This window comes from Acinetobacter sp. XS-4, from assembly GCF_023920705.1.
GTDB lineage: Bacteria > Pseudomonadota > Gammaproteobacteria > Pseudomonadales > Moraxellaceae > Acinetobacter.
Window position 1 is genome coordinate 3775228 of record NZ_CP094657.1, and the last position, 15337, is coordinate 3790564.

Annotated in this window: 8 protein-coding genes; 4 read left to right on the top strand and 4 right to left on the bottom strand. The window is 40.3% G+C overall.

Annotated elements, in window-relative coordinates; translation table 11 throughout:
• Nucleotides 1-3 precede the first annotated feature (3 nt).
• Complete coding sequence (locus MMY79_RS17520) at nt 4-1302, top strand: serine hydrolase domain-containing protein (protein WP_252610587.1); 1299 nt, start codon at nt 4-6, stop codon at nt 1300-1302.
• Nucleotides 1303-2002: 700 nt separating this feature from the next.
• Here MMY79_RS17520 and recD read toward each other — a convergent pair.
• From recD to MMY79_RS17535, 3 genes are all read right to left on the bottom strand, one after another.
• Entirely contained in the window at nt 2003-3754 is a 1752-nt protein-coding gene (gene recD, locus MMY79_RS17525; RefSeq protein ID WP_252610589.1) for an exodeoxyribonuclease V subunit alpha, read from the bottom strand.
• Between the two features lie 108 nt (nt 3755-3862).
• Entirely contained in the window at nt 3863-7561 is a 3699-nt protein-coding gene (locus MMY79_RS17530) for a UvrD-helicase domain-containing protein (RefSeq protein WP_252610591.1), read from the bottom strand.
• 3 nt (nt 7562-7564) lie between these two features.
• Nucleotides 7565-11200, bottom strand: coding sequence for an exodeoxyribonuclease V subunit gamma (locus MMY79_RS17535; RefSeq protein WP_252610594.1), 3636 nt, complete (start codon nt 11198-11200; stop codon nt 7565-7567).
• 169 nt (nt 11201-11369) lie between these two features.
• Between MMY79_RS17535 and MMY79_RS17540 the strand changes: the two genes are divergently transcribed.
• Complete coding sequence (locus tag MMY79_RS17540) at nt 11370-11876, top strand: hypothetical protein (protein ID WP_252610596.1); 507 nt, start codon at nt 11370-11372, stop codon at nt 11874-11876.
• 22 nt (nt 11877-11898) lie between these two features.
• On the opposite strand, the gene MMY79_RS17545 is transcribed toward MMY79_RS17540, so the two are convergent.
• Entirely contained in the window at nt 11899-13317 is a 1419-nt protein-coding gene (locus MMY79_RS17545) for a phosphate--AMP phosphotransferase (protein WP_252610598.1), read from the bottom strand.
• 209 nt (nt 13318-13526) lie between these two features.
• On the opposite strand from MMY79_RS17545, the gene MMY79_RS17550 reads away from it, so the two are divergent.
• Nucleotides 13527-14234, top strand: coding sequence for a hypothetical protein (locus MMY79_RS17550; protein WP_252610601.1), 708 nt, complete (start codon nt 13527-13529; stop codon nt 14232-14234).
• Between the two features lie 147 nt (nt 14235-14381).
• Nucleotides 14382-15329, top strand: coding sequence for a bifunctional demethylmenaquinone methyltransferase/2-methoxy-6-polyprenyl-1,4-benzoquinol methylase UbiE (ubiE, locus tag MMY79_RS17555; protein WP_016139421.1), 948 nt, complete (start codon nt 14382-14384; stop codon nt 15327-15329).
• Nucleotides 15330-15337 lie beyond the last annotated feature (8 nt).

Sequence of the window (15337 nt, forward strand, 5' to 3'; positions counted from 1 at the left end):
CGTGTGAAAATTTTTTCAACCAACACTTGTCCAGTACCGGACAATATTGAGCAAGTTATTCGTCATCAAGATGAAGTTGCTGCTGAACAGGGTGGAATGACTGAACATCAGATTCACAAAATCTGGAACAGTATAGAAGCACTATATAAAACTGGAAATTATCCACTGATTACCTTCTGCTTACGTAGACAAGGTAAAATTTTGCTAAACAGAAGCATTGGATATGCTCAAGGGAACTCTCCGGCAGGACTACAAGAGAATGCCTTAATTGCGACCCCAGATACGCCCGTTTGTTTGTTTTCAGCATCGAAGATGATTACTGCTATGTTAATTCATCTATTAGATGAAAAAGGCGAAATAAATTTGCTTGATCCTGTGAGCTACTATATTCCCGAATATGGTGTTAACGGCAAGCGCCGTGCGACTATCTTTCATTTATTAGCACATCGTGGCGGTATTCCCTATATTGATGGCGATGTCACACCCGAACTATTATTTGATAAAGATGAAATTTTAAAACGTTTATATGCTGCCAAACCTGTATCTCCTGCTGGTAACCATCTTGCCTATCATGCTGTGACGGCGGGTTATATTTTAGGAGAAGTAATTGAACGTGTGACGGGACAAGATTTACGTGAATTTGTACATCAAACTATCGAAAAACCGATGGGAATGCCTTATTTCAATTATGGTTTAAAGCCAGAGTACCGCTCAGAGGTTGCCTTAAATTGTGCAACGGGTCTACACCCTCGCCTTGGCACCGATCACTACCTCAACCATGTATTAGGTGGAGGGTTGCAACTTGCAGTTGATGTGACTAACGACAACCGCTTTATGGACACAATTTGCCCTGCTGGCAATATCTATACCAGTGCAGAACAAGCTGGACGTTTCTTTGAAATGCTTTTAAGTGGGGGAAGCTATGGCGGTCAGCAAATCTTCAGTGAGAAAACGATTTTTAGAGCAACTCTACCAACCACAGGCGTTAACATTGATCGTACTTTATTAATTCCAATGCGCTATGCATTAGGTCCAATGTTAGGCAGCAATCCAGTTGGTTTATTTGGCCCAATGACGGGGCAAGCTTTTGGCCATTTAGGGTTCTCCAATATTTTATGTTGGGCCGACCCTGAAAGAGATATTAGCGTTTCACTATTAACAACAGGAAAATCTGTCGTGGGAACACACCTTCCTGCTTTAGCCAACGTGCTTTATCAAATTTCAACTCAATGTCCACGTATTCCTAGAGATCAACGCCGATCTTTGTTTGGTAGCGACTCTCATGAAACTGACTTAGTGTAAACAAATAAAAAACCCAAGCATTTCTGCTTGGGTTTTTTGCGCTGTAGTTTTTGTTTATCGTGTTATTTCTGTTTTTATTATCGTTAGTGAGATGCTAGTCACATCTTTCTTGTTGTTTTAACTCACTTCCAGTGTCTTTGTTTCTATTTCCTTATGTGATGTATTGTGACACATCCAATTATGAAGAAAAGTAGTATTTTTCTTATCATCATGTAAGCAAAAACGTACAGGTCTGTCTAATATTTAATATATAACGGCTTTTACACCTTACCGTACAGTTCTGTATAACAGATAACTTAACAATTCACAGGAAAAATGGCTGCCTAAAAATCATATTATAGATAAATATATTGATTTTATTGATATAATTTTTGAAGAGAAACCACACTAAATATAGGCTTAAACCTGAACTTTTCTGAGAATTGTTTAGAAGTAAATAAAATCGAGAATATAAAAAAGCCCTGTAGTCTCTCCCAAAACTACAAGGCTTAGCGGCTGTAAGTTTCCTCTTTATACACCTACATCATTGTAAGTTCGCAGTCTCTCGACTTAAGCTATTATTATTGTGCGATTTTGCCCGACATTCCTTGCCAAGCTCGTTGTGTGTTTATAATCTCAAAAACGTTGGGTGTACTCTAGCAGCAAATATCTCGAATCTATGTAAGCTTTTTCTTACAAGGGTAAAAATATTAAGTTTGCCTTAACGAACTAACCGATTAACTTTCTGAACCAAACCACTTTTCCGTGTCGTACGCACTGTAAATGACTGTAGTAAAGCTTCTGGATGAACCAAAAGACTCACTACTTTTTTAGCGCGTGTAATCGCAGTGTAAATAAGCTCTTGGCTTAATAAATTCTTTGCAGCCTGATCTAAAACAACGGCAGTATGTGTAAATTCAGAACCTTGTGACTTATGAATCGTTAAAGCGAATGCACTTTGGATACTTTTAGGTAATCGATTTGCAGCTACCCATTTATTCAAACTTGGAAAATATACTTCAAACTGCTGAGGCTGAGTTCTATGTTCAAAACACAAACCAATGTCACCATTTGAAATACCGAGCTGATAATCGTTATAAGTCATCATTACTGGACGACCGACATACCATCCCCCTGCTGTCACTATTGAAAGCTGTTGTTGTATCCAACGCTGCGCATATTGATTTAACTGCTGCAACCCAAATGGGCCATGACGGACCGCCGTTAAAATACGATAGTCATCAAATGCTTTTACTACATTTTGGACCTGTTCAATTGAGCGTTCTTCTTTTAAATAATTTTTTAGGCTTTTTATATATCCTTGGAAACCGAGCATGAGCTTCTGATAATAAATTTCGACTTCTGCGTGATTCCCTTCTGGCAAATACTCAAGCTGAACCACATCTGGCATGTCATTTTGTAAAACTACAGGCTTTAATTCAGAAACCTCAACAATATCAATTTCAAACTGCTGCAAAACCGCTACATGATCTTGTTGATAGGTTTGTGCTTGAATAAATTTAGCAACCTGCCCAATCAACGCCCCTTCAGCAAAACGGCGACTGGTTTGTAATTGTACTCTGTTGTCAGCCAACACCTGTATTTGTTGCAAGTCAGCAAGAACTGCTCCGACATCGACGGAAGCGAGCTGATTTGCATCTCCTAATAAAATAATTCGACAAGACTCTGGCACCGCTTCAAATAGAAGAGTGGCTAGATTTAAATCCAGCATAGAAGCCTCATCCACAACAATCACGTCATAAGGAAGTTGTTGTTTTTGATTAAACCGCGGTGTTTGGCTATGTCCCATTCCCAACAAACGATGAATCGTTTGCGTACCCTGATTTCTGAGCTCTTCACTCATTAATCCAGACTCAAGCAGTTTATGGTCGTTAAATGAGTTTTGTAATGCTTCTTGCATGCGCTGTGCCGCTTTACCCGTTGGAGCAGCCATCGCCACACGAATATGCGGAATTGCTTGGCTCAGCACAGCAATAATACGTGCAAGCGTATAAGTCTTCCCTGTCCCCGGCCCACCCGTAATAATACTCAGGCTCTGCCGAGCAACCATTTGTAAAGCTGCCTGTTGATGCGGGTCTGTGAGTAGGTCTAAGTAGTCATCACAAGATACAGGTTGAATTAATTGTTGCTTTAATCGACAAATTTGTTCTGCAAGTCGTTGCTCTAGGTGCCAATATCGGTATAATGCCAACCCCTGCTCATCGTAGACGCATGGGGCAACATTTGAGGTTGCTTGATCGGCAGATATAGCAAGCTGACCAAGTGCTGCAATTTGCTCAGAACTGATATCAATACAGCTATCGCCTTGTAAGCTCGCTTCAATAAGCTGCTGCAAGTAAGAAGTGGCTTCTGGCCCTTGCGATTGCTCAGTAAATGGAGCCTGATTTAAGAAGTTACTCCACGTTGTTAACCAGCTTAAATCGGCTTGTTCAGAGCTATTTATATTGTCCACACACTTATCCACCTAGTTTTCCACACGCTTGTCCACATGGTTGTAGACAGGTTTATCCACATGCCAAATATTTGTTAATATTGAAATTACATACTTTATCAGCATTTTTCATGCAATTTTATCCTCAGCAAAATACCCTAAAATGGCATCAAGACGTAGAATAAACTCAATGCTAGGTTGCCAGTAATAATACCCCTGCCCAGCTTCACCATTCATGCCACGTAAATAAAGATAAGTTGCCCCACCTAAGTGTTGCTCAATCTGATAATCCTGCATTTTGACTTGCAAATACCGATGTAATGCAACGAGATATAAACCTGCCTGTAGCCAATAACTTGCTAAAGACATACTTTGAGCAATGCTATCGCTACAATAATCTGCAAGATCATCACCTAAATAATTACTTTTATAATCGGCAATGTGGTAACGCTGCCCATCAAAATAAACCAAATCGATAGAGCCATTGAGATAACGTGCTGAACGTGCTTCAAGTAATTCAGGCATATTCAAACCATACTCAGCAAAGAGTTGCTGAATACGTGTCATTGCTAAAACCCGATCTGACAATGCCAAATAAAAAGGAAACTCTGACAAATACTGCTCTTGTTGAAGCTGATTTAGTCGGAAACCTTGATAAAGCGGTGTTCGCAAAATATCTTTCAACCACTCAGCAACTGACTGGTATAGCAGATTTTCGGCATCTTCTTCCTCTGGGAAGCTCTCTATATATTTATTAAGTAAATCTTGCCAAAGACTACTATAGTCATTTTTAAAACGACGACGTATTTCACTTACCCAGTCATCTAAACATTGAAAATCGATATGCTCAAATATTTCATGCAAGAAATTACCGGCAAGCGTTCCTCGAGGAAAATTACTCTTGATCCAGTCAATCGGCTGAGCACTGATTGCTTCAGCAGTGTTAATTAAGTCCAATTCATCTTCTGCTAATACAACATCATTGCTCTGACTGGCCAATAAATCTGTGCCAGCCTTATGTTTTAAATGCTGTGCCAAATAACTGAAACTGGTTTTACCACGTGAATAAAAACGTTGTTCAGGAAATCGTTGTGCTTGTATTTCAATAATACTTGTTTGTTTGGCTAAATGAATTGCCTGTGGGATTTGCTCCAAAACCATTTCATCTGTACAGCAACGGTGCTGAAAAGGCTCAGTCCTATTTTTCCAAAACGCGAGGCCTGATACTGATTTACCATCACTATCTTGTAAAAGTGCATAGACGCGGTGGCTTGCTCGCGTTAAAGAGACATACCAAAGACGATTCTGTTCAGCAAGCGCTCGTTCTTCGTGCTGTTTAAGTTCAACTTCATTCAAATAAGTCTTATCAGCAATTGCAACTACACGTTGAGTTAAGGTCTGACTTGAGTCTGGTTGGACTACATCTTGGGTCGAAAAATTGAGAGTTTTGTTGTTTTCTCGAAAGGGCTTATCTGCACTTAATAAGAAAACAATCTTAAATTCCAGTCCTTTTGATTGGTGAATTGTCATGAGCTGAACACCAGCTTCACTCGACAATTTACGCTCTAACTCCCAATCACGATCGAGAGGAGAACCTAACTGTTTGAGATACCAATGATAGAGGTTTTGTGCACCTGAGTATTTCTCGCTGTGCTGACTCAAAATTTCAGTCAAATGACGCAAGTTCACCACAACCCGTTCATTATCTTTACTTTGGGCAGCGACCAAATTTTGCCATATATCAAACTGGATTAAGCATTGTTGCCATGCAACTAAAAAGCCTTGAGCGGACCACAACTCTCTAATGGTATCAAAACCAGTCATAAACTGGCTTAATCCTTCGGCTGTCTGCTCAAGCTGCAAGAGTTGTTTTAAATCCATAGCAAATAGACGGCTAATTAAAGCTCGCTTCACTTTTGCCTCATCGTAAGGATGAAGTATGGCAGTCAGCAAAGCACCAACGTCTTGCGCAACTGTGCAATCGAAAACACTTCTTTTTGAGGGCCTCTTAACCCGAATTCCTAAACGCTCTAGCTCATATTGAACTTTATCAAGTCCATCATGGTTACGGGACAATACCGCAATATCATCTTCGTTTAGAGTTTGAGTCTGAGCATCTTTTTGAAAATATAGCTCTCCAGCATGTGACTGGTTGAGTAGATCTCGAATCTTCCAAGCAACTTGCTGAGCCTCTGTTTCTTTATCTTTGAGCATGAGCCAGCGTAAAGGATGAGGATTATGATTGTTGTGCTCAATCAGTACAGGATGAGGTCGAGTTCCCGCTCGAATTGGGTCATATTGAACCTCTTCACCAAAATCCATTTGTCGTTGAAATAAGGCATCAACCACTTCAACCAGATCAGCAACGGAACGATGGTTATGAATTAACTTATATTCACGACCATGTTTGGTTTGAATATCTTTATAGGCATTTAAAAAGGTGAGCATATCCCCACCACGAAAACCATAAATCGCCTGTTTACGGTCCCCTACCATAATCATGCAACCTTTTTGGTAGCGCTCTGGATGGCGCCAAATGCTCGCCAGCATGTCGTCTTGATCTTGGTTAGTGTCCTGAAATTCATCAACCAAAATTAAGGGATAACGCGCCTGCACAAACACTGCGAAACGCTGTCCCTGTTCACCTTTTAAAGCTTCAGAAAGTGTGCGAATTTGCTGAGAAAAAGTAGTTTCACCTTTATTTTGTAAAACCTGCGGCAAACGTTTTTTAACTTCTACACACAAATAAGCTTTTAAAAAAATATGAAGCTGGTCGAACTGCTCAGCGTAGTTTTTCAGCACACCAAATAATTGTTGTATCTGCTGAACTGTAGGATGCTGATAGAATCCATCTGAAATTTCAGCAGGACATTTCTTAAAAACTTTTTGATCAGCAAGTTGACCTAAAAACTTAAAAACAAGTTCACGCTGTGCTGTCAAAGACCCATCAAAAACTAAAATACTGTCGCTTTGCGTTAGAACTTGCAAAAGCTGCGGTAAACACTCGCTAAATAATTTGTTAAACGCCCCATTACGAAAGATTGTGCCGCTCACATGCTTATAGTGTTCGCCATCAAGCTGGTAATAGTTCTCTAAAAGGCTTAAGTCAATTTCTGTTGCCAACTGTTTGAGCTGAGCAAGTTGTTCAAACTGAATCGTTGGCTTTTCAGGAAGCTTAAAATGAGCCGAACTAAAATTAAGTGAGTCTTCGACCAGTTTGACAAAACTATCGACACTTTTAAGTTCACCTGCCAGATATAAGGCATCAATCACAGTCTGAGGTTGAGCCTGTATCCATTCACGCAAAACATCATGAATCAGTTGTCGGCTATAAGTTTTGGCATCATCGGTAATTTGAGCACGTTCAATTTTGCCACTCTCAAAAGCAAACTCACGTAACAGTTTTTGGCTAAAGCTATCGAGTGTCCCGACAAATAACTCGTCTAACTGATCGATGACCAGTTTTAAACGTTCACACGCATAGGCAATACGCGTCGCAAAGCTTTTTAAAATATGTTGGAGTAATAAGTCAGGTTCTTGCTCGGCCTGCGTAAGCAATTCGTGTTCTGTAAAACTGCGCTTGGTCTCTAAGTAACGATACGTTTCGACCAAACGGGCACGAATACGGCTTTTTAACTCAGCAGCGGCAGCACGGGTAAACGTGGTCGCAATCACTTGTCTAGGCAAATACTTTTCAAGAAAGATACGGACCATCAAACTTGATAAGGTATAGGTTTTTCCTGTACCTGCCGAAGCCTCAATTAAGTGTAAGCCACTAAATTCAATATCAATAATAGGTTGATAAGACACCTGTACTCTTGAGTTCATGTCTTACTCCGAATGTTGAAATTGAAAAACCGGATGATACAGATCATACGCAAACTCATCACAAGCATGTTGAAGCAAAGCTTGCGCATCTTGTTCTTGTAAAATAAAGCTCCAGTCTCGATGCAACTTGCAAGCTTCATTTTGAGTCATATCCATTGTGGTAAATGACCCTGTTTCATTCCAGTATTTTAACAGCTCAGTGTAGCTCTTCTCATCCAGTTTTGCTTTTTCTGCCTGATTTGTTGTTTCCCACTGATATGCTTTGGCTTTTTCTAATGGCTTTAATAATAAGGCTGCTGGTAGAACCAATGGTTGTTGCTGTGCATGACGCCAGATTTTAAACCATGGCTGTAAATATTGCCGAGCTTGCTCAGAACTAACACCACTACAAATCACTGTTTGATCGCTAAAAACCACAATACGACGTTTTTCAGCTCCTGCACTTCCCTCATTCAAATAAGCTAACCAAAGTAAGTGTTCCAACCAGACTTTCGCGCGTCTTTTTGCTCGGGCACTTGAAGGCTCCATACTCACCCAATCCTGAGTTTCAGACTTTGGAACAGTAATATTCATGTGAAGCTGCTTAGCAATGCGCCAAACACGCTGAGTCGTTTGTGTCACTGATGGTGCATATTGATGAAGGCGTTCAAGCAAACATTCTTGCTCAAACACACCTTGTTGCCATGCGCTGTATTTGACTTTGCCTACAGGCAACTGATCAATTAATACTTCAGGTTGTGCGTGCTGTTCAAATTGTTGTAAAAAATGTCGAATCGCATAGCGCCCTAAACCATCTAACAATAAAGGTTCATTTTGGTCGAGCACTCCGACACTTCCTAAGTTTTCTACTCCTAAAGTTTTCAAATATAACCGTGCAGGGAACGTCACATCTTGTATCCACTGCTGGCTCTCTAAAACCAGCATATCAGGGGCTTGCAGCGGATAGGTCGTATTCGCCCAAGGTTGACGGTTTCCTGAGACTTGCTGAATTTGTGAAGCAACCTTAAACCAGTGATCTTGGTAACGGATCACACTTTTTTCTACAGTAAAACCTTTCCGGTCGAAGGGCTGTAAATCATGTAGGTGATAGAGTTGTATTAACTGTGATGGAATCTCAATCCCTTCCACATCTACGTTCTCAGGTACATCGTCTTCAGCTTTCACAATCAAGGCAAGGTGTTCACGGAACTCTTGAAGAATGCTGGAAGGTTCTCGCACCTCACCATCGTTCACATCAAACCCGTTATAAAACAGCCATAAATTGTCTTGGGCTAATAATAAAGCATCTAAAAAAGCACCTTGATCATCTTCAAGACGAGAGCGGTCACCTAACTGCTGACGCAGTGCATCCATTAAATCAAATGGAACATGGGTATCACGGTTTGGAAATTGCCCTGCATCAAGATTTAGCATGACCATTAAGCGATAGGGTAACGGCCGAATATGTCCAATTTGGGCAAAGGTAATCTGTCCTGTCGGTTCAGCTTGTGCACTTTGGCTTTCTAATGTCCGTTGAATTTCTTCAATAATGTAAGGCAGAGGTAAGGTAATTTTGCGCAAAGTTCCTGTTTCTGTCTCTGCGTAATAACTTGCGAGCGTTAACATTCGTTCTTGTTTTTTAACAATTTCCCGAACGGCTTTTAAAGCAGCCACACCGACCTGCTCAAATTCAACAATATCTTTGCCCAACACCTGTAGCCAATATTCAACCGTGTAGACTTTCCCCTGTTCATGCAGCGTTAACCAATCACGGCGCTCATTCAAATCTTGATAAATCTGAATGAGTGTACCAACCAGCTCAAAATCACTCGGTTGAACTTTGGCATAACTCAACACCTGATTAAATGTCGCATGCACAGGCACGGCAATGCCAAGGGCCAATCGCTCTAAAGCAAATTTAAAGCTATATCGATAATCGTCATCCCCTTCACACAAACTGCGCTTGAGATGCTCTGCATCAAGCCCTCGTTTAAAGCCTGCATCGGCGAGTAAATTTAAAATTCGCTCAACCTGAACATATTCAAGTTCGTAACGTTGCTGAGTCGCATACAAACTTAACCAGTCAGCAAAATCATCAAAGCTAAAACGCCCCTGCATCAACTGAATACGCCCAATCACGGCGCGCCATGCATTCAGTGCATCAAGTGATGCAACACCTGCGATTTTCACAGGCAAATGCACACCTTGCTCTGTGGCCATAGCAGGAAATACACTTCGAATTAGAGGCTCTATATCGGCCAAATTAGGAACTAAAACTAAAATATCATTTGGACGGCGCGGCTGCTCATGCGGTTTAGCCAACCAACCAATCAATTGCTCTTTTAATACTTCAAGTTGACGTAAAGTCGAATGGCAAACATGAATTTGAATAGAGTCATCATCTGAGGCAAGCTCATATTGTTTAGCTTGGGGTTCCACTAAATGTAAAATATCTGACTGAACTTTACCGAGTAAACTTTCAGGGAAATCATCCACAAAAGCATCAACCCACTTACCTTCTTCGCCCGTAGACAAATTGGATAATAGCGAAAAGTGGTCGCGGGCTTGTTTACCCAATCTGGTTAAAAGCGGATGTCTGGACTCACGCGCTTCAGCATTAAAATTGAGTGTAAATTTATTAAAAAAATCACTAATTTCAGCATCTGTAGCCTTTGGATTTTTTGCAATAAAACGCTCTTTTACTCCTAGGTCATAACGCTGCTTCCACAATGGATCGACACTATCAGCCCAATATTCTTGTGAAGGGTTATAGTGCAAAATCAATACATCAATATATTGGCCTAAACGGCGCAAGAACTGTAACTGGCTTGGTGGTAAATCTAATAAAGTAAAAATCACCACCTGATTAGGTAATCTTGAAATAGCGCGCTTACTGCGGTCCGGATGATCTAACTCTTGCCAGAACAACGCATCAATTTGCTGCATCTGCACAAAGTCATCATGAAAATGTTGCTGCCACAACCAACGCTGCCAACGCTCCAACTCTTGAGTTTGGTGCAATGCAAAAGCAGTCACTTCTTCGTCTTTTCGCACAATATATTTTTCAATATCGAGCGCTCGGCCTTGCCCCCAAGCAGCTAACCAGTTTTCTGGACAGGTACAACTATTTTCACAACCACGCTGGCACTGTCCACGATAAATCATATAGTTGCTAAATAAATCAGCAACCTGCTCAGCGACCCAATACAGCATTTTTTGTTTTTTTAATTGTTTATCGATGCCGTGTTCGAGTCGATCTGCGCTGTCATAAATGCGCTGAACAATAGAATGTAGAGGATGTGAATTGTCTATACCGATTGTGTCAGGTTGTATAAATTCATACAAAGCCTGATGAACCCGCCATTTAAAAATCAAACGTGGGATGTTCGCTTTTCGGACTTGATCTTTATGCGCAGTTAAAACTTGCTGGTAGGCATACCACTGAAAGCCACGTACTCGTTGGTGAAACTGGTAATTGGCACTTATGCCCTGCTGTTCTGCAAGTTTTTGTATCAGCCACTGTTCAACCGCAGGACTTGGAACAATAAAATGCTGGGTTTTCAAAACCTGTAATGGATGCGTTGAAGCTTGAGATGTAGACGCCAATACACCTTGCAACAACACATCAATACGTTGACTTTGAATAACATGAATCCCCATTTATTTCATTTCCTACTTGCATAATTTATGCACAAAATCATAAACATTCATTACTATACAACTGAATCTGACTATGTCACGTTGGTTTAAACACAGCATAATTTAACTTCAGGTGTCACTTACACTTGGTTTGAATGACGCCATCAAGAAATTTATACAGGTAGACATTATGAAAATTGACAAGATTCCTGACTATATTGATCCTAGCCTAAATCTGGAACAAATTCGCGATGAGTGCCATGATCTCATCAAAAAAAGAGCTTACGTCTCAGCAGGAGCGGCGATTGTACCGATTCCTTTTTTTGACGTGGTTATAGATTTGGGAATTTTGTCGCACCTGATCCCAGATATCAATTCCCGTTTTACTTTAGCACCTGAACACGTAAGTGTTTACGACCCAAAAACTAAAACAATTCACTGGGATGAGTTACGTAAACGTGGTTTTGAATTTTCAGGCTTTGTGGTGGCACGTACTACCGTTAAAAAAACATTTAATGGTTTTTTTGGCAAAATCGTAACGAAACAAGTGACTAAATTTATACCGCTGGGCGGACAAATTGTAGCAGCTAGTTTAGGCTATTTCATGATGAAAAAAATAGCAGAAACTCATCTTACTGACAGTTACAATCTTGCAAAACGTATTCAGCAAAAAAGCCGTACCACTATTGTAAATTAATCTATGTCTTATGGCTGAGAGCTTAATCTGCTCTCAGCTGTTTTAAAACCGCCCTTAATACTTCTAGACGTGCCGTATATTTATCATCAGTTGCAACAATATACCAAGGGGCGTAATCAGTACTGGTTCGCTCAAACATATCTGCTGCCGCTTTTAAATAATCGTCCCACTTATCACGATTACGCCAATCTTCCGCGGTAATTTTAAAACGTTTATGCGGTGTCTCTTCTCTGGCCTTAAAGCGCTGTTCTTGCTCATCTTTGCTAATCGCAAGCCAAATTTTTACTACAATCGTTTGACTATCAAATAAATCTTTTTCAAAACGATTAATTTCGTCATAGGCACGCTGCCACTCTAAAGGTGAAGCAAAACCTTCAACACGTTCAACAAGTACACGCCCATACCATGTCCGATCAAAGATCGTGATTTTCTCGGCTTCATTAATACGGTTCCAAAAGCGCCATAAGTAAGGGTGTCGTGCTTCAAAGCGTTCTGGTGCTCCAATACAGTGAATATCATATTCACGCGGGTCTAGGTTTTTAACAATTCGCTTAATTGCACCCCCTTTACCAGCAGCATCCATTCCCTCAAAAGCAATGACGACATTACGTTTATCGAAACGCATGGCATCAGCAATTTTTTTGCTTAGTTTATCGAGCTCTTTTTTATATTCGGCTTTTTCAAGGGGTTCATTAGAAGGTTTTAATAAACTCTCTGGAATTTTTGACTGCTGCCATTTCCCTTTGACTTCGGTTTCATGATCAGGAAGTTGGCGCATGTGTTGTAAAAGATACTGAGCAAAAAACTGATCACGCTGCTTTTCATCTTCGCCATCAATAATGTACCAATCGTCGGTAAAGCGACGGCGTAACTTTTGCAAAGTGTCATATTGTTTTTTATTACGCCAGTCTAAGCCGTGAAGCTTATGCCAGTGTTGCTCTGACGGATCAATTTTGTCTAAACGTTTTTGTAGTGATTTCCATGAAAGATCGAACCAGACTTTAACCACATCGACATAGTTATTTTTCAAATCTTGCTCAAATGCCCGCATATTTTCAACATATTCATCAAATCGCGCTTCATCTAAAGGTTCAGACACATGCGTTGCTGTGACGAGCAAATCGCTATACCAATTGCCAAACATCACCACGATTTGACCTTCGGTAGGAATAAACTCCGAATAAGATTGCCAAAATGCTTCTGTATCTGTCAGCACACGGGGTGCATCTGCTTTTACTCGCAAATATCTAGGGTCTAACCACTCACGAAGCTGCTTAACTGCTTCCCCTTTCCCTGCCAATTCAATACCACTCATTAAAATCAGCGTGCTTTTAGCATTGGGCTTTCCACGACTTTCTTTTAAAGCATATTGTGCTTCAATCAAATCGACAGAAAGCTGTTCTTCATCTCGAATTTCAAATTTTGGTTGTTGTTCACTCATAATCCACGGCTCTAATATTTTATTGTTTAATTTCGATGATCTTTAACTTATGCGGTTAAATGATGAATTGCTATACAAATTATGTCATTGCGACCAAATTTCATCTAGAAATTGACGCATGAATCATTTTTTTTACATCTTCTCGCCATAGTACAAGGTTACAATGCCTCTTATGATTTTTTGCAAATAGCCCAATATTAGAGTCTTACATGTCTAAACTCGCTGCTTTTGACGAACTTTTACAACAATATAAAACATTTAATTATCACGATAATCCAGTGCTTGCTCAACGTTTGGAAGATGTACAAACATGGTTAAAAGAACGGATGAAAGATACGCATCACGACTTTTTTAATTTGCCTGAACATAAACTCATGGCACAGTACTTTTTAAATCGTTTATATGGTGGTCCAGAGTTTGATGCCCTTGCAGCACAAATTGAACGCCTATTAAAATATGCCCATAAAGCCGAAAAAGTCTTGCCTGAGAATGCTATTAAAACCGGAACTAAATCGGTAAGTTTGGCTGTACTTGCCACTCAACTTGATGAACAAGTAGCGATACAGCTTCTTGAGGACTATCCAGCAGATACAGTGTTAACCGATGAGATTATGCGCTTAACGCTAACTAAACTTGATCAGGCAGAAGCTCGTTATCAACAACTTGCCCTTCTTGATGATTTGGGTACGGCTCTCGATAAATATATGCGTTCATTTATGATGTTTACGGCTTTTAAAATGTGTAAAGGCATTGCCCAAAAATATCACTTTGAATTGATGTATGATTTTATTCAAGATGGTTTTAGTGCGATGAAGCCGTTAAAATCAGCCGAGAACTTTATCAAGACTTTTACTGAAAAAGAACGCCAGATTATTGAAAATGTACATTCTGGGCATCCGAATCCGTTTAGAGTGTGATAAGGTCGGCACAGAGAAAAAATCAACCTTACGAAGTTGAGATTTTATTCATTATATTTGCATGATGATGCCTGTAAAAATAGACAAAATCTGTCATCATGCAGAACTTATTCCGTTTCACTTGAGTTTGAGTCTAGGAGAGACAATATGTCTAACGAAAACCAAAAGCCAACATCTCCAACTGAGCAGGCACAAAGTTCAGACAAAGTTAGCCCATTCCTAAGCTCACCTTTACCGCAAGGTACCCCTCAAGGGCAACAACAAACTTTACAGCAAACCTTAACTGATACACCGGTTAACGGTTCTGTACCAAAATATAATTTACCACGTGGTGCTAGTAATACTGGTAACGTGGGAGAAACCACACACTTTGGTTTCTCGACTGTTAAAACTGAAGATAAAGCTCAAAAAGTTGCTGAAGTATTCCACTCGGTTGCAAGCAAATATGACTTGATGAATGACCTTATGTCATTTGGTATTCACCGCCTATGGAAACGCTTCGCAATTAACATGTCTGGCGTACGCCGTGGTCAACACGTGTTAGATATTGCTGGTGGTACAGGCGACTTAGCAAAAGTATTTAGCCGTGAAGTTGGTCCTCAAGGCCATGTCGTTCTTTCAGACATTAACGAATCTATGCTTAATGTTGGTCGCGACCGCCTCATTGATGCAGGCTGTACCAATGTTGACTTCGTACTTGCCAATGCAGAAACATTAGAGCCTTTTGCAGACAATAGCTTTGACTTACTCACCATTAGCTTTGGTTTACGTAACGTGACGGATAAAGATGCAGCGCTTGCGTCTATGTTCCGTGTGTTGAAGCCAGGTGGTCGTTTACTTATTCTCGAATTTTCTAAGCCTGTATTTGAGCCATTCTCAAAACTTTATGACCTCTATTCATTCACTGCTTTACCGATTATGGGTAAATTGGTTGCGAATGACTCAGAAAGTTATAAATATTTGGCTGAATCAATTCGTATGCATCCAGACCAACGCACCTTAAAAGGTATGATGGAAAATGCTGGCTTCCAGAACTGTGACTATCACAACCTTACTGCTGGTATCGTTGCTGTTCACCGTGGCTTTAAACTGTAAGGGATAAC